This is a genomic window from Mesorhizobium sp. A556, from assembly GCF_054489545.1.
In genome coordinates, this window is sequence record NZ_JBTMXA010000008.1 from 125,972 (window position 1) to 147,267 (window position 21,296).

Genomic DNA, 21,296 nt, shown 5'->3' on the forward strand with positions numbered 1-21,296 from the left:
ATGTCATGAAATCTGCATCCAATATCACGCTTAATCGAAGATCACTTTTGGCTGGCGCGGCAAGCGCAGCACTTTTGCCGGTCATCTCCATGCCGAAGGTGGCCTTTGCGCAGGAAGACGTCATCAAGATCGGCTTCATGGCGCCCTTGACAGGCCCCGTCGCGGCGTGGGGCAAGCCCGGCCTCGATGGCTGCAAAATCTGGGCGGACTGGGCCAATGCGGCTGGCGGCATCGACATCGGCGGCAAGGCGCACAAGATCGAGTTCGCTTCCTATGACGACGAGGACGACGCCGGCAAGGCGCGCACCGGCGCCACCCAGTTGATCCGCGAAAACAACGTCAAATTCATCATGATGCTGGGTGGCAATTCCTGGCCCGGCGTGGAGGAGATCGCCGCCCGTCAGGGCATGATGGTCTCGACCCTGCTGCCGAGCGATCTTACGCCCGACACCAAAACCCTCATCGCGCCGTGCGAGGTGCACCCGATCTACAACGTCACCGGCGTGGACTGGCTCGCGGACAACAGGCCGGAACTCAAGACGGCCGTCATCTGCGCGCAGGACGACGCGCTGGGCAAGCCGTCGGTGGCGACTTATCTCGCGGCCTTCGAGGCCAGGGGCATCAAGATGGCCAACGATCCGCTGTTCTTCGATCCCGCGACAACCGATTTCGCCCCGGTGATGACGCAGCTTCTGGAGAAAAAGCCCGACATACTGTGCCTCGACACCTGCTACGCCGACTATGTTCAGCCCTTGTGCGAGCAGGCATTCCAGCAAGGCTTCAAAGGCCAGATAATCTCCTGCACGCTGGACTTCTACCAGCGCATCGTCGAGCGGACCTCGAAGGAATTCATGGAAGGCGTGATCTTCCAGTTCCCCGACTTCGACGACAAGGCGCTCAACGACCCGCGCATCAACTTCAAGAAGCCGAACGAATTCTACGCCGAATACGTCAAGCGCTACGGCGCCACCGAGTGGTCGGCCGTTTCGTGGGAATACGCCTCGATCATGGAACTGTGGGCGGATGCAGCCCATCGCGCCGGCAGTGCCGAACCCGGCGACGTGCTCACCGCCATGAAGGAAGGCGGCAAGGGCAAGCATGCGTTCGGCGAGGCGCGCTGGTGGGGCAAGGAACTGTTCGGCATCGACAATGCGCTGGTCGGCGACTGGCCGGTCGTCGTTATCCGCGACGGCAAGGCGACGATCGCCGAGTTCCGCTCGATCCCCGACTGGTGGGACAAGAACGGGCCGCTGCTGATCAAGCACATGACCGATCTCGGCCAGATGTGGAGCCAGCGCACCTGACACAAATGCGCTGCCGGACCCCATCCGGCCCGGCAGCATCCTCCAAAAAAACCGCTAGCTATCGAACTGGATAGACCATGCCGGATTTTCTCCTGCAGACTGTTTTCAATGCATCTTACGCCGCCAGCTATATGGCCCTGATCGCGGTCGGGCTGGTGCTGATCTTCGGCGTTATGGGCGTCATCAACTTCGCCCACGGTGAACTTTACATGGCGGGTGCCTATGGGATCGTCTTCTTCTACGCTTGGCTCGGCCTGCCGTTCTTCGTGGCTGTGGCTCTGGGGCTGGTCTTTGTCGGCTGCCTCGGGATATTGATGGAACTGGCCCTGTTCAGGCCGCTGCGAACCAATCCGCTGGGCGGGCTGATCGCGTCGATCGGCTTCCTGTTGATCCTGCAAAACCTCGCCGTGCTTGGTTTCGGCCTGCGCAACCAGAATGTGCCATCGGTTTCCCAAGGGCGTATCACGGTCGGCGGGGCGTTCCTGACTTATGAGCGCCTGTCCGTGATCCTTGTCACTGTGGCGCTTTTGACGGCGCTGTGGCTATTTCTGCGGCGAAGCAAATTCGGATGGGCGCTGAGAGCCTGCGCGCAGGATCGCGAAGCCGCTGCCCTTCAGGGCATCTCGATCAACCAGACCGCACGCTATGCGATGTTCATAGGGGCAGCCCTTGCCGGCGTCGCTGGTGCGATGACCGCGCCGCTGGTGGCGCCCTCGCCTTATATGGGCCATTCGGTGATCGTCACGGCGTTCATCATCATCATCGTGGGGGGTATCGGAAGCCTCGAAGGTGCGGTGGTGGCGGCCGTCTTGTATGCTTTCGTCCACACTTTCGTGACGACGTTCTACGATGGCGTGATCGCCAATATCGTCGGCCTGCTGCTGATGCTGGCAGTGCTGGTGGTCAAACCCCAGGGCCTGTTTGGAGTGCGCGAACGTGCCTGAAAAAACCACCATGGGCGGAGCCGGCCTGATCGGCATTCTCATCCTTGCCGCGCTGTTGATCGGCGTCCCGCATTTCGTCAGCTTTTCGCAGCAGGAACTGCTTGTCCTGCTCACCATCAACGTGCTCGTCGTAGTCAGCTACCGGCTGCAGACCTTGACCGGCGAGTGGTCGTTGGCGCATGTCGTGATGATGGGCACCGGCGCCTACGCCAGCGCGCTCTTTGCGAAGAGTTTCGGCTTTCCCGTACCCCTGGCAATGCTGGCCGGCGCGGTGACGGCGGCGCTCGTTGCAACGGTTCTGAGCTTCCCCCTGTTTCGCATGAAGGGATTCTATTTCCTTATCGGCTCGTTTGCCGCGGGCGAGATATTGCGGCTGATCTGGAAGCGCTTCACCAATCCGTTCGGTGGGCCGAAAGGCATCCAGCGCATCCCCGGCTTTCCCGAAATCAATATAGGCTCCGTCCATATCGATTTCTACAACCCTGAAAATTACTACTATCTGGTTCTGGTTGTCGTCCTGATCTCGCTATGGGTTCTATACCGCGTCGAACAATCCCGGATAGGCCTGACTTTTCATGCGATCCACTGGCAAGACAAGCTGTCCGAATCCGTGGGCGTCGATGCGTTCCGCTACCGAATGCTGGCGTTCGTGATCGCCTCCTTCTTTGCCGGCCTGGCCGGTGCGCTCTATGCGCACTATCTCAGCACCGTCAATCCGAACCAGTTCGACGTGGACACCATGGTCTATGTCCTGATCTGGACGATCGTCGGCGGCACCAGCCGCTGGTATGGGCCGATCCTTGGCGTAGTCGCCTTGACCATCATCGATGAGGTCGTGCTGCGGGCGATCGGCGCCGACCAGATACGGCCGCTGCTTTATGGCGTGACTCTCATTCTCGCCATCCTGTTCCTGCCAAACGGGCTGGAAAGCCTGGTCATCAAGGCCAATGATGCTCTGCGCGGACGTAAAGCGCCAGGGGCTCCGGATACACAGGCTGTCGTTCGGGATTAGAGCGCCGTGCGCCTAATTGGACGCACAAAGGACGTTCCACCACTTTGATTGAGCATCGGACCCGAAAACTGGATTCCATTTTCGGTCCGACGCCCTAGAAGACCTGTGCGCGGGTATGGACTGGCGTGTTATCTGTGGTTCCCTCAATCTGAACGATGGATTGGGGGATGCGATGTCACGTCGGCGCATTGGTCAGGAAAGGTTCGGTTTGCCGTTGATCGTGGCCAGCATTCGTCTTTGGATGCGAAGAACCTTTAATTCCGGGAAACGGAACCAACCCTGGCGATTGCGGTTTGTCGATCAAAGGAGATTGGAGCAATGCAGGGTCCTCGAAAACCAAATCCGGACGAAGAAATGCCAAAGCCAGGTCGTGAGCCGTCTCCTATCGACGAGCCCGATCCCGACAGGTTTCCGGACGAAGAACCGAACCCAAATCCTGACGGGACGACGAACCAGCCACTTCAGGGAATGACGACACCGCCACGCCCGGTGCCTGACCCTCAGCCGCCCATGCCACCAGGGCCAATGCCTGATCCCGGGCCGGATGCAGCGCCGATGCCGGCCAGGCTAATGCGTTGCTGAGCGACCAGAAAGGAAACCCCCGAAGAGGTGTGCCGCAGTTCATATATTCCCAACATGAGAATACCATTCTGTGCCGGAGAGACTTTTGCAACAGAGTCGCATCGGCCGCGCCGAGAACGGCCTCTAGAATTCTGGTTTGATCAACGCGAGACCGACGTCAGGATTGAGCTTTTTGCGTAAGTACTCCGGTGATTCTATGAGGATGATCTCCAAAGTGGGGCGGACCTCCGCAGTTTGAAGATGCCCGATCCTTGCAACACGGCTCCGCCGATGGCTGTTCTGCGTCTCGCTGCACGCTCAGTCGCATGATCTATCGCGAAATGGCGGACGCTCACGCCGGCCTCGATCTCTGTCCTTGCGCCTGGCGTCCGCACGAAGCCTCTGATTTTGAGGTGCTCGGAATGGCGTTGATGGCGGCGTGCGAGCGCCATCGGGTGCACGATCTCAGGCAGATGCGGATTGCCGGCACCGCGTGATGGCGGCCGATCGGGCAGGGAGAGCTACTACGAGACTAGCAAGAGCATTGAAGTTCACGCCGCAGTGTACACCTCTTCCCGGGCGCTGCGATCCATCGCGACACAGCCTGCGGTGGTGCGCGTATTGATGCGCCGGTTGCTCGCATGGCCATGGGCAGCGATCTCAGCCAAATCGTCGCCCGGCCGGATCGGGCGTGTCCACCAGCCGTCGGTCAGCTTCCATCCGGCCAGCATGGCGGCCTCGGCGTCGGAGTTGTCACGTCGAAGCGAAGCTGACTGGTGAACGATCTGGGCGCCAATCGAGCGTTTAGACAGTTGCTCCCGGCCCTCGGCAAGAGCCGCGGCTTGATCGTCGGCAACCACCACATTGTGAAAATACCGCCGTGAACGCCGGATCGGCGTCAAGTACGCGATCCTGACTTGAAAGGCTGACATGGCTGCTACCGCCTCTGTTTGCGATTTCCTGATCGAAAGATCGGTAATCGATGACAGCGTTGCAAGGGTCGGTAGGAGTTGCAAGGGTCGGTAGGAAAGGAGTGGAAATGCCCGGCGCCACCCAAATGAAAGCCGGCGAACGGGGAAGAAGGGCCGATGCCGAAAGCACAACGCCCGCCGCGGAGGAGGTGCGGCGGGCGTCATATGGGTGGTCGACGATCGGGAGGAGGTGAAAGTCGACCCTATCTGTCAGTCCCTGGGAGGAGGAGGATCCTGACAGAATTTGATTATCCCATAATACTTTACCCGATACGCTGCGCTAGCCTTGATTTTGCATAGCAGCATTGCAACTTGTGCGACGCAGCATGTCCAACCCGTCAGTGAACGGTGCCGGACTTGAACTCATCGAGGGCCCAAGGCAAGCTCGTAGAGCGAGGCGTGTTGATTCATGTTTTGACTTGATGCCTCGCGTTGTATCCAGAAAGCTATAATGATGGACGTCGCCTCAGGAGAGGTGATGCCCAGAATAATTCTAGTGGTAGGCGTGCGAGCCCACGCAAAATTGTCATGGATTGTGACGCCGATGAAACCCTCCGCGCCTGCGCAGAAAGTTCTTATATATGCGGCGGGAAGTCTGAGGCACGTCCTCCCTTCCACATAGGGGCTGCGAGAAAAGGTCGAGTGGTCGTCATTCGGCGTGATCAGCATGTCGAACGTCTTCCCGGCCTCGACAAGTGCTGCGGCAAATTGCTGGGTGACCGCTGGATGCACGTTCTCGTCGAAATCGCCATGATCAAGGAGAAGCTTGCCCTTCAGGTGTCCGGCTAGTGAACTGTTAGCGACGGCGTCGGCAACAGTCCCGCCTTGCCGAGCGCCCCGGACAAAAAATCGTTCACCAACGTCGACTCGCCGATCTTGGCGTGCAGCGTCTTCACGTCGATCGCTGGCTCCGCAGGTTCAGTATGGCCATCCGATCTGAAAACCCCCGCAGCCCCTTTCAGCAACTGCGATCGCCAGGTCGTGATTTGGTTGGAGTGAACGTCGAACTGCTGCGCCAGTTCCGACAGCGTCTTCGCGCCCTTCAAGACAGCTAGAGCCACCTTCGCCTTGAATACCGGACTGTGGTTCCGGCGTGTCGCTTCGCCATCTGATCTCCTGTCGGCGGCCATGCTGGCCCCCTTTAGGCAGAAACTCCACTTGGCCCAATGTGCAAATTTGCCGAGCCACCTCTCCGTACCGAATCCGAAATGCGCTACACAATGGATCGGACACGATGAGCGAATTCCAAATCCAAAAAACACACTAGAGGCGACGCGTGTTGCAGGTTGCCTTCGGTGATGCGAAGAGTTCCGAGGGCGCTCCCCACTCTTCTTGTCCGTCGCCGCGCTCTCCGGTGATCAAGGCGCGCATCTGGGACAGATAGGTCTCGATGAAGAAAGCGGTCTGGGATTCCAGCGGCGTATAGGGTCCGGGCCGGTAGGCGCGCGAGGCAATGCCATCGGCGTTGTCCTCGGTGATCTTCTTGTCCTGGACGGTCGTCACGTCCCACATCCACGAGATATTGTCGGCGTCCACATCCGCGTCGGCATTCTTGTCGACCAGCCATGTGATGATGACGTCGGTCTCGTTGGCATTGCGCGGAATCATCTGGAACATCGTCAGATAATCGTTGGGGGCGCTGAGGAACGACAAGCGGCCGATCCGGAAGCCGTTCTCTCCGCCGTCATACGTGCTGCGTCCGCCCATCAGGCGCGATACGGGCTGGCCGTCGTCGGAGAGCGTCAGGCGACCCGAGCCGATCGGCTTGCGGTGCATGGCGAAAGGCATGGTGTCGAGGTCGCCGGCCTCCCACACGCCCTTGTCGAACTCGGCGTCGCCGATGACGCTGTGCCATGCGTCGATCTCGCCCTGCCACTCCGCTGCCTTGTCGTCGTCGCGCATGGCCGTCACCTTCACGTGGCCATTGACGCGGAAATATTCCGGATGCGCCGAGCGGCAATGGTAGCATTCGAGGAAATTCTCCAGCACCAGTTTCCAGTTTGCCTTGGTGAGGTAGTTCTTGCGCGCGACGATGCGTGCGTCGTGCACGCCGTTTTCGCGCAACAGGTCGGTCAACCCGGCTGCGGCCGGTTCGATGTCGGGCAGGCTCGAGGCTTCCAGCCCGCAAAGGACCAGCCCGCCGATGACCTTCATCGGCACCTTGTGTAGGCCGAGTTCGTCTCCGTCGACGCCCTCGGGCAGGTCGCCCCGTGTCTGGAGTTCGCCGGTAAGCCTGAAGGACCAGGCGTGATAGGGACACACGAGGAGCTTGCTGCGCCCGTCCTTGGTACACAGGCGCGAACCGCGGTGGGTGCAGACATTGTAGTAGGCGGCTATGTCCTCATCCCCGTCGCCGAAACGGGTGACGATGATCTCTTCGTCGAAAAGCTGCCGGACGATGTGGCTGCCCTTCTCCGGCAGTTCGCTGACATGGGCGACGGTGACCCACTGCCGGGGAAACCATAACTCCCGCTCGAGCGCGAAGATTCCCGGGTCGAGATAGAAAGCCTGCTGCAGGGACCAGTCCTTGCGGTGCCCATCGATCAGGTCGATGACGCGCGCGGGATCGATGGAGGACAAGGCTTTTTCGCAGGCAGGCATGGTTGGCTCCTCGGGCTGGCTCAAGATGACTTTTGATTAGAGTGGGAGCAATACAGCCCGGAAATCAAGCATGGATTTGGCAGGGTTCCATCTTGAAAAGGCATCGAGTAACGTGTCGGGGACATGAAGACGCTCAAAGCCTCCCTTCCCCTGCTCAATGCGATGGTCGCCTTCGAGGCAACCGCGCGGCACGGCAATCTGACGGCGGCGGCGCAGGAACTGGCGATCGCGCAGTCGGCTGTCAGCCGCCATATCGCAAATCTGGAAAAGCAGCATTCGCTCGATCTGCTGGCGCGCAAGGGCAACCGCGTCGCGCTGACGGCAAACGGGGCCTTGCTGGCGGAGGCGATCCGCGAGGGCCTCGGCACGATCCGCGATGCGGTGGAGCGCCTGACGGAGCCCGATCGCGATACGTTCGTCATCGGTAGCGGCTACGACCTTGTGCAGGCCTGGCTGATGCCCCGCTTCGAGCTTGTCACCTCGCTGGTTACCCATGGGCGGGTGTCCCTGCTGACCTCGAACGACCCGCAGGATTTCCGACGGCCGGAAGTGGCGATCTCGATCCGCTTCGGCCACCCCGGACATTGGCCGGGATTCATTGCGCGAAAATTGTTCGACGGAGAATGGTTTCCGGTCTGCTCGCCGTCTTTCCTGGAGCGATACCCGGCGCTGGCCAGGGAGGACCCGTCGACTTTCCTCGACGTACCGCTGCTGCATCTCGCCGCCCCCGGCGAAGCGGTCGACAACTGGAAATCGTGGATCGGAACCGAGCGAAACCTGCCCGGACCGACATTTTCCAGTTACCTGCCGATGATGCATGAGGCGATCGCCGGCCGTGGCGCAGCCCTTGCCTGGGCCGGGTTTGTGGAGGAACAGCTCAGGCTCGGGCAACTTGTACGCCTGACCGCCGCGTCCAGGCACCACGATGAGGCCTTTTATCTGCTCATGCGCAGTAAGGCGACGCCGACCGCGCGGGCGGTGGCGCAGGCGCTCCTCGACAACGCCGCCACGCCCCATTGATGAATTGAACGGGTCTGGAACCGCCTGCCTATTCGGCTGCGGGAGCGAAACGGCGGGCGCCGTGTTGCTTGCTCCAGGCCGGCATTGACTCCTCGATTTCCACCTCGCCCGGGAATGCGTCGAGCGCATAGCGGTCAACCCGGAAACGCGTCGGATCTACGAAGCGCGGCGTATCGAGCAGAATCTCGGTGGCAAGCTTGCCGAGGCCCGGACCGTGGGTGACGCCGCTTTCGTTGTCTCCACCGACGACGACCACATTGGCGCTTCCGGGAACATGCCCGACCAGCAGGCCGACGTCCGGCGTGTAGCAGGGAATACCCTGCGACCAACTCGAGACCGTCGAGCCGCGCAACGGCGGAAACACCTCCTGCAGTCTTTCCATCTGCTGATCGACCATGGACTGCATCAGTTCGCGGTTGCGCGGCTGGCCTGGCTCCGTCCCGCCATTTTCCAGCCGGTGAAGCGGGGTATAGTGGCTGCCGGTGCCCCACATCACCGCGCCGAACGTCTCGCGCAGCCAAAGGTGCAGTTCACGGCACTGAATTGTCGGTAAGGTGGAAGGCAGACCGCGGTCATCGGTGACGACACGGGTCGCGAGCACGCGCAGCATCGGCAGCCGCCAGCCGAGGCCCGCGAGGATTTCATTGTTCCATGCGCCCGCCGCCACCACCGCACCATCCGCCTCGATGGTTCCCCGATCGGTCTCCAGGGTCACCTTGCCGCCGGCGTCGCTGATGTTGCGGACCCGCGTCTGGCCGCGGATGACGCCGCCAAGGCGCTCGATCTCGCCGACCAGTACGTCGAGCGCCAGCTTCGTGTCGACCTGGATGCCATGCGGATTGTAAGCGCCGGAATGGACCTTGGCGGGGTCGACCAGCCCGCCCATCTTCTCGCCGATCTGGGCGGCGTTCAGGTCCTGCATCTCCTTGGGTGCATAAGGCGAATTGAGAACCGGCGCCAGGAAATCCTCGCGGCCCTGCGGCGTGAGCGCCATCATCAGCGTGCCGTTCGGGCGGTAGCCGATTTCCGTGCCGAGTTCGTGCAGCATGCGGTAGAAGTCCAGGCCGTATTGCTGGAGCTTGACCCCCTCCTCGCCGAGCGGGATCATGCCTGCCGACCAGTGCGAGACGAAGCCCGCGCCGGCTGACGTGGTGGCGCTGCCTGGTTCTCCCGCTTCCACTAGCGTAACCTTCTTCACGCCCTCGCGAAGCAGGTGGTAAGCCGTGGAGCAGCCGATGATGCCGCCGCCGATTACTACGATGTGCCTGCTGTTTTCGTCCGCCATCTTGCTGCTCCTCAAGTCGCTGGGGCCGTCGAAGGCCCGTCCACATAGGTTTCGAGCCACCAGACGATACGGGCCGCGGTGTCGATATATTCGGGATAGACCCGAACACTGTGTCCGGCGTTCGGGTAGGTCGCCAGCGCGCTGGGAGAGCCCGAGCGCAAGGCGGCGAAATGGCATTCCAGCGCCTGGCTGGGCGGCGTGCTTTTATCGATGCCGCCAGCCATCACCAGCGTCGGCACCCTGTTGCGCTGCTTGTGAAAGGCGGGGCTGCGCGCAAAATAGGCTCCGCTTTCGTCCCAGGGCGAGGATTCGAGCATGAGCGCGTCGAATTCAGGGATCTGGGTGGTTCGGTGCTGGCTGTACCAGTCTCCCACGGGAGAAATCGGTATGACCGCGGCGAAGCGGTCGCTGCGCGTCGGCATCCAGGCCGACATGAAGCCGCCATAGCTGGTGCCGGTCATCGCAACGCGGCCGGTTTCGGCGATCCCCAGGCTTACGAGCGCCTGGATGCCGCTCAGGATGTCGTCGGCATCCGCTCCGCCCATGTCGCCCTGCACGGCACGCGCAAAGGCATCGCCGCGTCCCGTGCTGCCGCGCGGATTGGGAAAGAAAACGCTCCAGCCGCGAGCGACCAGCAGCGGTGCTGCGCGGGTTCGCGCCATCCAGCGGTTGCGATGCGCCGAGATCGGCCCGCCGTGAACGTCGACCAGAAGCGGTGTCGGCCCATCGGCTTTTTCCGGGCGAACCAGCCAGCCCTGAATCTCCAGCCCGTCCGGCGCTTTCCACGAAAACGGCTCGATGATGCCACGGTCCGCCATCGCGGACGGCGCGCCGGGCGCGGCCAGCGACGCGATCTCCTGCAGTTCGCCGCCCTCGATCCTTGCCAGGAACGGTGTCCGGGAATAGGCCTCGGCGACGACAAGCGAACCGGTATCCCCGACCGGCGCGGCGGCAGGCGCCCACTCGCCGCAGGTGGCCTGCGTCGAGGACCAGCGTTCGGTCAAAGCGCCATGGGAAAGGTCGTAATCGGCGACCACGGTCTCATGGCCGCGAATGCCGGCCAGATGCAGTTCGCCGGCAGAGCGCCATTCGAGCGACGTGATGTCAATGGCGTCGGTCGCGACGCCTTCGACCGTGCCGTTGGCGAGGTCGAGGACACATAATTGCCCGGCGACAAGGCCGCGATCGCTGCAAAATGCCCGGATGAAGGCGACGCGGGAGCCGTCGGGCGCGCCGCGCGGGACGCCGATCTGGTCGGGCGGCCTGTGCGCGAGCGTTACCGCGCCCGAGCCTGCATCGATCAGGGAGAGCTTGGAGGAGTACCAACTGCCTTCGCGGTGGTCGTCGCTGGTGACGGCGACGATCCTGTCGGACCCGCACCAGCTTGCCTCCCACACGTTGAGCGGCGCGCGGGTGAGCGCGGCGGGCGCATCCTTGAGGTTCCAGATCTGGATGGAGCGCCACAGATCGTCGCCCGCGCCCCAGTCCACCTGCGGCAGCCAGGCGGGCGCGCCCGATTCCTCTTTTTGCGCATAGCCGCCATGGATGCCGGCGAGATCGGCGCCGGCTCCCGCGACGACGAGGAGAAGTTTTTCGCCGTCCGGCGACCAGTCGATCTGCTCGACGCGTCCCAAAACGGTCGCGGCTGCAATGGCGCTGTCACCGGACCACAGTTCGATGCAATCGGTGCCGGCTTCCTGCCCCGCGCACGCCACGGCCAGTTTGCGGCCATCGGGCGACAGCCCGATCTGCCTCGTCTCCCGGTCGTTGAGGCGAACCGGCGCTCCGTTCCCGCCTGCTACGCGGTACAGGCGATGAGCCAGCCCGGTTTCGAAGTCCTCGTCGAAACTCTGCCCGATGAAATGGATGTCTTTGGAGGAGGCGTGAGCGCACGGGCTCCGGGCGCCGAACACATGGCCACGCAAACCGAGAAGGCCGGCGTAGAATTGCCGCGCCTCGGCGAATTCCGCGGAAGTGCGGAAATCACCCTCCATCCGGGCGGTTCCCGGCTCGGAGAGCCGCTTTGCGTCCAAGGCCATGTTCGGCTCCCTGCGGCCCGGTCGGTAACGGAGCAACCGCCGTTCCGCCATCCATTCCGGGCAGCATAATCCAGCCGGGCGATTTGTCTAGACACTAGTGTACATCTGATTGGGCCAGCCGTGTCAATGATTGACCGCCTGGTCCGGATGTTGACTTAATGGGGGCGATCAACGCCGAAACAGCGACAGGGCAGGGGTGCTATGAGTCTTTTTGACCAGGTTCAGTCGATCATGGACGGCGAGGTGATGTGGGACGCACATTCCGGCTTCATGCCCGATCCCGCCGCCGATCTGGAGAACCTCGGCATATGGCGTACGGCCGGCTTCAACTACCTCTCGATCGATGTCGGCTTCGATCTACTGCCTTGGGAAAAGACCGTCGCGACGCTGGCCAGTTTCCGTCACTGGATCCTTTCGCGCCCGTCGGACTATTCGCTGGTTGCCTCCGCCAGCGACATTCTCGCGGCCAAGGCCGAGGGTAAGCTGGCGGTCACCTTCGACATCGAGGGAATGAACGCGCTGAACGGCCGGATCGAAATGATCGAGTTCTACCATCGGCTAGGCGTGCGGCAGATGCTTTTCGCCTACAACCGCAACAACCTGGCCGGAGGCGGCTGCCATGACGACGACATCGGCCTGACCGATTTCGGCCGCCAAGCGGTCGACGAGATGAATCGCCTGGGCATGTTCGTCGACCTGACCCATACGGGTTACCGCACCACCATGGATGTCATGGAATATACCGACCGGCCCGCCATCTTCTCGCACTCCAATCCGAAGGCGCTGTGCGGCCATGGCCGCAATATCACCGATGAGCAGATCAGGGCCTGCGCGCGAACCGGCGGTATTGTCGGCATTGTCGGCCTCAACCGGTTCCTCGGGGAAAGCCGCACCGATTCCGAGCGGCTTGCCGACCATGTCGAATACCTGATCGACGTCGCTGGCCCGCGCCATGTCGGCATCGGGCTCGACTATGCCTTTCCCGTGAAAGTCGACGGCGTGGCCGACGCCATCGCCGAAAACCCTCACTTCTGGCCGAAGAACGAATATCCGGAGGGGGCAACGACCTATGCGGCGCCGGGTCAGATCAGGGAACTCATCGAGATCCTGCTGCGCCGCGGCCAGGCCGAACGCACGGTCCGCGACGTGATGGGCGGCAACTTCATGCGGCTTGCGCGCGAGTTGTGGAAATGACCTGCGGCCAGACGCCCCGGTCATAGATACGTTTGGTGTTCATATGGGCCGCGGCAGCCGCTTTCCACCGGTTCCGCTTTTTCACTGGACATATGTGTATGGTGCGGGCACGGTAAGGGGAAAATTCTGCGGGAGGCGCAGACCTCTCATGTGTCTCAAAACATAGAACAACAAGAGGGTAGAACATGGTCATAACCGGAAATAATACCAATATTTCGCGCCGCACCGTCCTCGCCGGGGCAGGGGCGCTCGGGCTTGCTTCTCTCATCTATCCCGCACAGCGCTCCCAAGCGGCGGGTTCCATCCTGCGGGTGCGTTCCTATTCCGACATCCAGACGCTCGACCCCTGCTACCGTCTCGCTTCTCCTGAGGGCGACATCACCAACGTCATCTTCGCGGGGCTCGTCATCACCTCCGCGGGCGACACCTGGGGCTGGAAGCCGATGGCCGTTGAAACGATCGAGCAACTCGATCCGCTGACCATCGCGTTCAAGCTGCGCGACAATATCGGTTTCACAGACGGCTTCGGCCAGATGACCGCCGAAGATGTCAAATTCTCGATCGAGCGCATCGCCGATCCCAAGAACGAATCCCCTTATTCCGGCGACTGGACGACACTGAAGGAAGTGGAGGTCAAGGACACGCTGTCGGGTGTCATCCACCTGAAGGAAGCCTTCGCGCCCATGTGGACCACGACGCTGCCGACGCCGTCGAGCACCATCCTTTCCAAGCGCGCGGTGACCGAGGCCGGCGGCAAGCTCGGGGTCAAGCCGATTGCGCAGTCGGGACCCTACCTTTTGAAGGAATGGTCGCCCAAGCAGCGCACCGTTCTTGTGCGCAACCCAGACTGGAAATACGAGCCGGGCGGCTACGAGGAAATCCACATCCATCCGATCGAGGACGAAAAGACTGCCGAGCTGGGCTACGAGGCCGGCGACCTCGATTATACCTGGACCTCGGTGTCCTCGATCACCCGGCTCAAGAAGACGCCGCCACCGGACACCACGGTGGTCGAAAAGCCGTCCCTCGCCTTCGTCTGGCTCGGCATGAACCAGGTTGCGGCGCCGTTCGACAATCCCGACCTGCGCCGCGCCGTCCAGTATGGCGTGGATCGCAAGGCGGTGGTGGACGCAGCCTATTTCGGCGCCGCCGCCACCTCCACCGGCATCATCGCCCCGGGACTGATCGGCCACCGCGAGAAGAACCTTTTCGATTACGACCCGGACCGTGCGCGTGAGCTGATCAAAAAGGCCGGATTCGACGGTGCTACGGTGACGCTCGACATCCTCAACAAATCCGAGCGCCTGACGGCCGCGCAGGTGATCCAGGCCAACCTCCAGGAGGTCGGCCTCAATGTCGAGATCAAGCAGAACGACAGCGGCACGTTCTGGACCCTCGGCGCCAAGGAAAGCCCGTACCAGAACAAGCTGCAGATGCTGCTGTCGCGCTTTTCCATGCAGCCCGACCCGAGCTGGGCGACGGAATGGTTCACCACGGACCAGATCGGCGTTTGGAACTGGGAGCAGTTCAGCAGCGAGGAATTCGACAGGCTGATCGTCGAAGGCAAGGTGGAACTCGATCCGGCCAAGCGCGACGTCATCTACAAGAAGATGCAGGACCTCATGGAGGAAAGCGGCAGCTACGTCTTCCTCACCCATGAGGTGACCGGCGCGATGTTCCGTAACAGCGTCGCCCCGGCTCTGAAGCCGAATGGAGAGCCTGTCTTCGCCGATTTCAAACCCGCCTGATCCGCCCATGCTTGGCAAAGGCACGGCGCGGAGCGGCTCGGCCGAAAACTGAGATGCTCCGCTACGCACTGAAGAGACTTGGTCTGGGTGTCATCATCGTAAGCGTTGCGATGATGATCCTCTTCGCCATGGTCTATGTGATCCCGGGCGACCCGGTATCCGTGGCTCTAGGGCCGCGCGCCACGCCGGAGATGATCCAGGCCCTGCGCGCGCGCATGGGTCTGGATCAACCGATCTGGGTCCAGTTCGTCAAATTCTACACCTCGGCGTTGCGCGGCGACCTCGGCACCGCGGTGCTTTCCGAACGCCCCGTGCTCGATGTGGTGCTCGAGCAGCTGCCTTTCACCCTGGCGCTGGTCGGGGGGGCGATCACGTGGTCGGTCCTGCTCGGCATCCCGCTGGGCTGCATCGCGGCGGTGCGGCGCGGTGGCTTCGTGGACCGCGTGGTCGGCGTGCTCTCCGTGGCGGTGATCGCCGTTCCCTCCTTCGTCATCGCGATCTATTCGCTGCTGATCTTCGCCGTCGCGCTGCAGTGGCTGCCCGCCATCGGTGCCGGGGAGCCCGGCGATTGGGGCAGCCAGCTCAAGCACCTGATCCTGCCTTCCCTTTCGGTCGGCATCGGTTGGGTGGGCTACATCGCGCGCATGGTGCGCGCCTCCATGCTTGAAACGCTGGAGGCCAGCCATATCCGCACCGCGCGCGCCTTCGGGCTGACCGACCGGCGCATCACTTACTCCTACGCGCTGCGCATCGCCATCTTGCCGACCATCACCCTGCTCGGCGTCGGCATCGGCAACATGCTGTCCTCCGCCGTCTTCGCCGAAATCGTGTTTGCCCGGCCGGGCATCGGCAAACTCGTCTACGAGGCGATCTCGGTGCGCAACTATCCCGTCGTCACCGGCGCCGTGCTGGTGACCACCGTTTTCTTCGTTGTGGTGAACGTTCTCGCCGACATCCTCATAGGTGCATTGGACCCCCGTGTCAGAACAAGCTTTGATTGAGCGGCCGACCGCCGGCCGCCTGGCCGGGGCGGGCCGCATCCTCAGGCGCATCCTACGGGAGCCGCTGGGTGCCTTCGGCCTGACCCTGGTCGTGCTTGTGGTTCTGTCGGCGGTGTTTGCCGACGTGCTGACCAGCTACCCACCGACCAAGCTTTCGCCGATCGACCGTTTCGCGCCTGCAAGCTTCGAGCATCTCATGGGAACCGATCATCTCGGCCGGGACCTGTTTTCGCGCGTGCTGCATGGCGGCCGCATCGCGCTGGCGGTCGCCCTCGGCGCGACCGGCCTGTCGCTTGCGCTCGGCATCCTTCTCGGATTGATCGCGGGCTACGGGCCGCGCTGGCTCGACAATGTGCTGCTGCTGGTGTTCGATGCGGTCAAAAGCTTCCCGACTATAATGCTGGCGCTGACGCTGGTCACGCTTACCGGGCCGTCGCTGTTCGCCGTGCTGATTGTCGTGGTTCTCGTCAGCGTGCCCGGCTATGCCCGCATCATACGCACGCAGACCCTGGTGCTGAAATCGGCCGAGCACGTCATGGCCGCGCGGTCAATGGGCGCCGGCACAGCGCGAATTCTCACCGTTCATATACTGCCCAACGTCATCGGCCCGATCCTGATCCTGGCGTCGATGGACATTCCCGTCGTCATCGCAATCGAAGCCGGCTTGAGCTTTCTGGGCCTCGGCGTGCGCCCGCCGATGCCGAGTTGGGGGTCGATCCTCAATGACGGTTTCGTCAACATCCGCGATTCCTACTGGATCGTCATGGCCGGCGGCCTGCCGATCGTGCTCACCACACTGGGCTTCACCTTTCTCGGCGAAACGCTGCGCGACCTGTTCGACCCCAGGCTGAAGGCACGCGTATGACGGTGCTCGACGTCAAGGATTTGAGTGTCGACTTCGCCACGGAGGGCGGCGCGCTGCAGGCGCTCAGGAAGGTCAACCTCACCGTGCCGGCCAACCGGATCGTCGGCGTGGTCGGCGAATCCGGTTGCGGGAAATCCACGCTCATCAACGCCATTCTGGGCCTGCTCGCCGACAATGGCGAGGTGAAGTCCGGCCGCATCCTGTTCGAGGACGAGCACGACCTCACCACGCTCGACGGCAACGCGATGCGCGCCCTGCGCGGCCAGAAGATCGCCACCGTCTTCCAGGACCCGATGGGCGCGCTCAATCCCGTGCTCTCGGTCGGCCGCCAGATGCGCGATATTCAGTACCGCTCCGGCCTGTCGCGCCGGCAAATGGACGAGCGCTCCGTCGCCATGCTGCGAAAGGTCCGCATTTCCGATCCGCAGGACCGTCTCGGGCAGTTTCCGCATGAGTTCTCCGGCGGCATGAAACAGCGCATCGCGATCGCGATGGCGCTGTTGATGGAGCCTTCGCTGCTGATAGCCGACGAGCCGACGACGGCGCTCGACGCCACACTCGAGGTGGCGACCATCGAATTGCTGAAGGAGTTGCAGCAGCAGATCGGCTGCTCCGTGCTTTTCATCTCGCATCATCTCGGCGTCATCGCGGAACTTTGCGACGAGATGATCGTCATGTATGCCGGTGAGGTCGTGGAACGCGGCTCGACGCGCGACATCTTCCACAACGCCAGGCATCCCTATACGCGCAAGCTGCTCGCCTGCGATCCGGCTCGGTTATCGAAACGGGAGCCGCGCCTGCCCACGATACCGGGGACGCTGCCGGATCTGCGCCGGCGGCCGCAGGGCTGCGTCTTCCAGGCGCGCTGCGAATTCGCCGATGAAATCTGTTCGACCATGCCGCCGGATGCCGTGCTTTCGGAGCGACACACCGCCCGCTGCTGGCATGTGGATAAAACCGCGGGAGCCATCGCATGACGGACGAACCGCTGCTGTCCGTTTCGGATCTGCGGGTGCGCTTCCGCGTCGGTGGCGTGGTGAGTTCGCTGGCCCGCCGGGTCGAGATCGGAGCGGTTGCCGGGGTCGGGTTCACGCTGGAACGGGGCCGGACCTTCGCGCTGGTGGGCGAGTCCGGCTCGGGTAAGACGACGCTGGCGCGCGCCGTCAACGGTTTGCAGCCCATTGCGGGCGGATCGATCCGCTTCGAGGGCAGGGAACTGCAAGAGCTGCCGAAAGCGGACTGGAAGCCTCTGCGGCGCAAGATGTCGATGATGTTCCAGGACCCGGTCGGATCGCTTTCGCCGCGCCTGAGCGTACGCTCGCTGCTGGCGGAGCCTTTCGCCATTCACGGCCTGTCCGGCCGCAGCCTCGAGGCAGAGGTGGAGCGCCTGCTGTCGCTTGTGGGCCTGCCGAACGATTTCGCCGATCGTTATCCGCACCAGCTTTCCGGCGGCCAGGCCCGCCGCGTCGGCGTCGCCAGGGCCGTCGCGCTCGACCCCGTCCTGATCATCGCGGACGAGCCCACGGCCGGGCTCGACGTGTCCGTGCAGGGCGAAGTGCTCAATCTGCTCAACGAGTTGCGCGACCGTATGGGCCTGTCGATGCTTATCATCACGCACAATCTGCACGTGGTGCGGCAGATCGCCGATCGCATGGCGGTCATGTATCTCGGCCGCTTCGTGGAGGAGGGCGAGACGGAGGCTATTTTCCGGGCGCCGCATCATCCCTATACGGCAGCGCTTCTGTCGGCCAATCCGGAGCCGGACCCGGACAAGGTCCATAACCGCATCTCCCTGCCGGCCGAGGTGCCGTCCCTGCTGGCGCGCCCGTCGGGCTGCGAGTTCCACACGCGCTGCCCGTTCGCGCAGGAACTGTGCGCGACGACCGTGCCGGCGCCATCCATCATCGGGTCGAGCCGACTGACCTGCCATTTCCCGTTGAACACCGATTTGTCCGACGCCGCTTCGGGCGCGCCCAACCAAAGGATATGACATGAAGGATATTCGCATCGTCACCGATTTCCCTCGCAAGGTACGCGAGATCGAGAACCTGTGGATTCCGATGCCCGATGGCACAAAGCTCGCGGCCCGCGTTTGGCTGCCGCAAGACGCGGAGGCCGACCCTGTCCCCGCCATCCTCGAATATCTTCCCTACCGCAAGCGCGACGGAACGGTGGAGCGTGACGCCCTCACACACCCTATTTCGCCGGCCATGGCTATGCGGGTGTGCGGGTCGACATGCGCGGAACCGGCGACAGCGAAGGCATCTGCAAGGGCGAATATCTGAAGCAGGAACACGACGACTGCCTTGCCGTCATCGAATGGCTGGCCGGGCAGCCCTGGTGCTCCGGTACTGTCGGCATGATCGGCATCAGTTGGGGCGGCTTCAACGGGCTGCAGGTCGCCGCCCGCCGTCCGCCCGCGTTGAAAGCGGTCATCTCGCTCTGCTCCACCGACGACCGCTACAATGACGACGTGCATTATCTGGGCGGCGCGCAGATGGGCGACAATCTCTGTTGGGGCACCACGGCCTGGGCCATCGCCATGACGCCGCCCGATCCGGCGATCGTCGGCGACCGATGGCGCGAAATGTGGGAAGGCCGCCTCAAGGGCAACGGCATCTGGATGCAGGATTGGTTCGGGCACCAGCGCCGCGACGATTTCTACAAACACGGCTCGATCTGCGAGAACTACGCCGATGTCGAGATTCCGGTCTATGCGGTCGGTGGCTGGGCGGATGGCTATCCGAACCCGATTTTTCGGATGCTCGAGAACCTGCCGGGCATTCGCAAGGGGCTGATCGGGCCGTGGGGCCACAAATATCCGCATTTCGCCATGCCGGGACCGCGCATGGGCTTCCTCAAGGAATGCCTGCGCTGGTGGGATCAATATCTCAAGGGCATCGATACCGGTATTGCCGACGAGCCGATGCTTCGGGCCTGGATGCAGGACCCCGCGCCGCCCGCAGCCCTTTATGACGAGCGGCCCGGCCGCTGGGTCGCCGAACCGTCATGGCCGGGACCGGGCGTCGGTGAACGCTCGCTTGCCCTTTCGCCGGGCCGGCTTTCCGAAAAGGGCAGCGACGACGTGCTGACGATCTCCTCGCCGGAGACGGCCGGATTGTCGTCCGGGTCGTGGTGCGGTTACGGCGCGGTGCCGACACTGCCGGTCGACCAGCGCATGGAGGCCGGCAACGCGCTGGTGTTTGAAACGCAGCCGCTCGACGAAGCGGTCGAGATACTCGGCTTCCCGGAGTTCGAGGTGACGCTGTCTTCCGACAAACCGGTCGCGCTGCTCTCTGCCACCCTGTCGCTGGTGCTGGAGGACGGGGCCGCTTCGCGTGTCAGCTATGGCATCTTGAATCTCACGCACCGGCACGACGATCTCGATCTCGAAGCGATGACACCCGGCAGGCCTGAAACGGTCCGTGTGAAATTGCGGTGCTGCGGTCAGCGCTTCGAGAAGGGCCAACGCATCCGGCTCGCTGTCGCCACCGGCCACTGGCCGATCGTCTTCCCGGCACCCGAGAAGGCGACGCTCTCGATCCACTGCGCCGGCGGCAGGCTGATCCTGCCCGTCCGCAAGCCGCAATCCACTGATGCGGCGCTCGCGCCGTTCGAGGGACCGGAGAGTGCGCAGCCGATGGCGCAGGAGATAGTCAAGGCGGGCGAACCGCTCCGGCGCGAACTGACGACGAACCAGATCACCGGCGAGGTCACCTATCTGCTGACCAGCGACAGCGGAACCGTGCGGCATCCGCACACCGGAATGGTGCTGTCCGCCAGATCGAGCGAAACCTTCGTCGTCCATCCCGACGACCCGAATACCGCCCGTGGCACGGTTACCTGGGACAAGTCGTATGCACGGGGCGACTGGATCGCCCGGATTTCCGTTTCGGCGACCGTGCGCGCGCTACGCGACGTGTGGCGGATGGAAACCCGCCTCGTCGCCCATGCCGGCGACGAACTGGTCATCGACCGCGAAGAGGTCAGGGATTTTCCGCGCGACATGAACTGAGCCGACGCATCCTTCTCCCCGTTCACGCGGAGAAGGATGCGGGCCGGCCGGATGATGGCGGCTTTCCGGCCTACCCATCCCTCTGCACGAGCCTGGCGAACACTTCCACCTCGCCTTCGAGCGGGTCCTTGCCGGTATGGGTGCGCAGATAGGCGGGGACGAGGGAAAGCCGGCTCCGGACCGGTTCGTCGATCTCCAGCGAATAGTATCCTATCTGCACGAAATAGAGCACGCGCGCCCGCACGTAGGCTTCCGTATCCTCATAACCGTAGCGCTTGAACATCGCGCATACGGCCGCGACGCGCGCGTCGTCTTCCTCATTGACGACGCGGCGGACTTCCGCCGACAGCCTCGACCACGCGCGCACGGCAAAATCCAGTTGCGGGTCAAAGAGGGACGCGTCCAGCCAGCACTCGAAGACGTTGAGCACCGCTTGCGTTATCGAGGCGGCCGGGCGTTCGGCCCGCTCCACGATGAAGCGGGTGTTGTTGTTGCGCCAATATTCGAGAAGCTGATCGAGAAGATCCTGACGGCTTTTGAAGTACCAGTAGAAGCTGGAGCGGGAGACGTTGAGCCTTTGTCCGAGCGCCAGCACGCGAACCGCTTCCACCCCTTCCGAGATGAGCGTCTCCAGCGCCAGTTTCAGCCAGTCTTCGCGCGTTACCTTGGCGTTGCCCGAGCCCCCCGGTCTACGCACGAGGTCTTCGATACTGGAATCCGATAACATGGCGAACCT

Annotated in this window: 17 protein-coding genes and 2 pseudogenes; 12 read left to right on the plus strand and 7 right to left on the minus strand. The window is 62.9% G+C overall.

Features of this window, described 5'->3' with window-relative positions; translation table 11 throughout:
- Positions 1-5: 5 nt before the first annotated feature.
- The 4 genes from ACX3P0_RS16760 (at position 6) to ACX3P0_RS16775 (ending at position 4,318) form a co-directional block, all read left to right on the plus strand.
- Complete coding sequence (locus ACX3P0_RS16760; protein ID WP_459081366.1) at positions 6-1,304, plus strand: ABC transporter substrate-binding protein; 1,299 nt, start codon at positions 6-8, stop codon at positions 1,302-1,304.
- A 77-nt stretch (positions 1,305-1,381) separates the two neighbouring features.
- On the plus strand, positions 1,382-2,248 hold the full coding sequence (locus ACX3P0_RS16765) for a branched-chain amino acid ABC transporter permease (RefSeq protein ID WP_459090169.1): 867 nt from the start codon (positions 1,382-1,384) through the stop codon (positions 2,246-2,248).
- A complete protein-coding gene (locus ACX3P0_RS16770; protein ID WP_459090171.1) occupies positions 2,241-3,260 on the plus strand; it encodes a branched-chain amino acid ABC transporter permease in 1,020 nt (339 codons plus the stop codon). Before ACX3P0_RS16765 ends, ACX3P0_RS16770 begins: the two co-directional genes overlap by 8 nt.
- Positions 3,261-4,147: 887 nt before the next feature.
- Positions 4,148-4,318, plus strand: a complete 171-nt coding sequence (locus tag ACX3P0_RS16775; RefSeq protein WP_459090173.1) for a hypothetical protein — start codon at positions 4,148-4,150, stop codon at positions 4,316-4,318.
- A 54-nt stretch (positions 4,319-4,372) separates the two neighbouring features.
- On the opposite strand, the gene ACX3P0_RS16780 is transcribed toward ACX3P0_RS16775, so the two are convergent.
- The 4 genes and pseudogenes from ACX3P0_RS16780 to ACX3P0_RS16795 form a co-directional block, all read right to left on the minus strand.
- Complete coding sequence (locus ACX3P0_RS16780) at positions 4,373-4,723, minus strand: hypothetical protein (protein ID WP_459090175.1); 351 nt, start codon at positions 4,721-4,723, stop codon at positions 4,373-4,375.
- 432 nt (positions 4,724-5,155) lie between these two features.
- Positions 5,156-5,524 carry a hypothetical protein gene (locus ACX3P0_RS16785; protein WP_459090177.1) on the minus strand — a complete coding sequence of 123 codons (369 nt, stop codon included), beginning with the start codon at positions 5,522-5,524 and terminating at the stop codon, positions 5,156-5,158.
- Between the two features lie 113 nt (positions 5,525-5,637).
- Positions 5,638-5,900, minus strand: a pseudogene (locus ACX3P0_RS16790) (transposase); the annotation flags it as partial.
- Between the two features lie 155 nt (positions 5,901-6,055).
- Positions 6,056-7,393: an aromatic ring-hydroxylating oxygenase subunit alpha gene (locus ACX3P0_RS16795; RefSeq protein ID WP_459090179.1), complete on the minus strand. Its 1,338-nt coding sequence runs from the start codon at positions 7,391-7,393 to the stop codon at positions 6,056-6,058.
- 123 nt (positions 7,394-7,516) lie between these two features.
- Here ACX3P0_RS16795 and ACX3P0_RS16800 point away from each other — a divergent pair, with 123 nt between their 5' ends.
- On the plus strand, positions 7,517-8,413 hold the full coding sequence (locus ACX3P0_RS16800; protein WP_459090181.1) for a LysR family transcriptional regulator: 897 nt from the start codon (positions 7,517-7,519) through the stop codon (positions 8,411-8,413).
- 28 nt (positions 8,414-8,441) lie between these two features.
- Here ACX3P0_RS16800 and ACX3P0_RS16805 read toward each other — a convergent pair whose 3' ends face one another.
- Positions 8,442-9,698 (minus strand): NAD(P)/FAD-dependent oxidoreductase, encoded by a 1,257-nt coding sequence (locus ACX3P0_RS16805; RefSeq protein WP_459090183.1) that lies wholly within the window; start codon positions 9,696-9,698, stop codon positions 8,442-8,444.
- Between the two features lie 11 nt (positions 9,699-9,709).
- On the minus strand, positions 9,710-11,737 hold the full coding sequence (locus ACX3P0_RS16810) for a prolyl oligopeptidase family serine peptidase (RefSeq protein WP_459090185.1): 2,028 nt from the start codon (positions 11,735-11,737) through the stop codon (positions 9,710-9,712).
- Positions 11,738-11,938: 201 nt separating this feature from the next.
- Here ACX3P0_RS16810 and ACX3P0_RS16815 point away from each other — a divergent pair, with 201 nt between their 5' ends.
- The 7 genes and pseudogenes from ACX3P0_RS16815 to ACX3P0_RS16845 all read left to right on the plus strand — a co-directional run bounded on the left by ACX3P0_RS16815 (position 11,939) and on the right by ACX3P0_RS16845 (position 20,560).
- Positions 11,939-12,931 (plus strand): dipeptidase, encoded by a 993-nt coding sequence (locus ACX3P0_RS16815; RefSeq protein WP_459090187.1) that lies wholly within the window; start codon positions 11,939-11,941, stop codon positions 12,929-12,931.
- Positions 12,932-13,116: 185 nt separating this feature from the next.
- Entirely contained in the window at positions 13,117-14,679 is a 1,563-nt protein-coding gene (locus tag ACX3P0_RS16820) for an ABC transporter substrate-binding protein (RefSeq protein ID WP_459090189.1), read from the plus strand.
- A 53-nt stretch (positions 14,680-14,732) separates the two neighbouring features.
- The gene (locus ACX3P0_RS16825) at positions 14,733-15,680 is read left to right on the plus strand and encodes an ABC transporter permease (RefSeq protein WP_459090191.1); all 948 of its coding nucleotides are present in this window, start codon (positions 14,733-14,735) and stop codon (positions 15,678-15,680) included.
- Entirely contained in the window at positions 15,658-16,545 is an 888-nt protein-coding gene (locus ACX3P0_RS16830; RefSeq protein WP_459090193.1) for an ABC transporter permease, read from the plus strand. Before ACX3P0_RS16825 ends, ACX3P0_RS16830 begins: the two co-directional genes overlap by 23 nt.
- Positions 16,542-17,522 carry an ABC transporter ATP-binding protein gene (locus ACX3P0_RS16835; RefSeq protein ID WP_459090195.1) on the plus strand — a complete coding sequence of 327 codons (981 nt, stop codon included), beginning with the start codon at positions 16,542-16,544 and terminating at the stop codon, positions 17,520-17,522. Before ACX3P0_RS16830 ends, ACX3P0_RS16835 begins: the two co-directional genes overlap by 4 nt.
- Positions 17,519-18,535, plus strand: coding sequence for an ABC transporter ATP-binding protein (locus tag ACX3P0_RS16840; RefSeq protein WP_459090197.1), 1,017 nt, complete (start codon positions 17,519-17,521; stop codon positions 18,533-18,535). The genes ACX3P0_RS16835 and ACX3P0_RS16840 overlap by 4 nt, the downstream gene beginning before the upstream one ends.
- Before the next feature lie 70 nt (positions 18,536-18,605).
- A pseudogene (locus ACX3P0_RS16845) lies at positions 18,606-20,560 on the plus strand (CocE/NonD family hydrolase).
- A 70-nt stretch (positions 20,561-20,630) separates the two neighbouring features.
- On the opposite strand, the gene ACX3P0_RS16850 reads toward ACX3P0_RS16845, so the two are convergent.
- Entirely contained in the window at positions 20,631-21,287 is a 657-nt protein-coding gene (locus tag ACX3P0_RS16850) for a TetR/AcrR family transcriptional regulator (RefSeq protein WP_459090199.1), read from the minus strand.
- Positions 21,288-21,296: the final 9 nt, after the last annotated feature.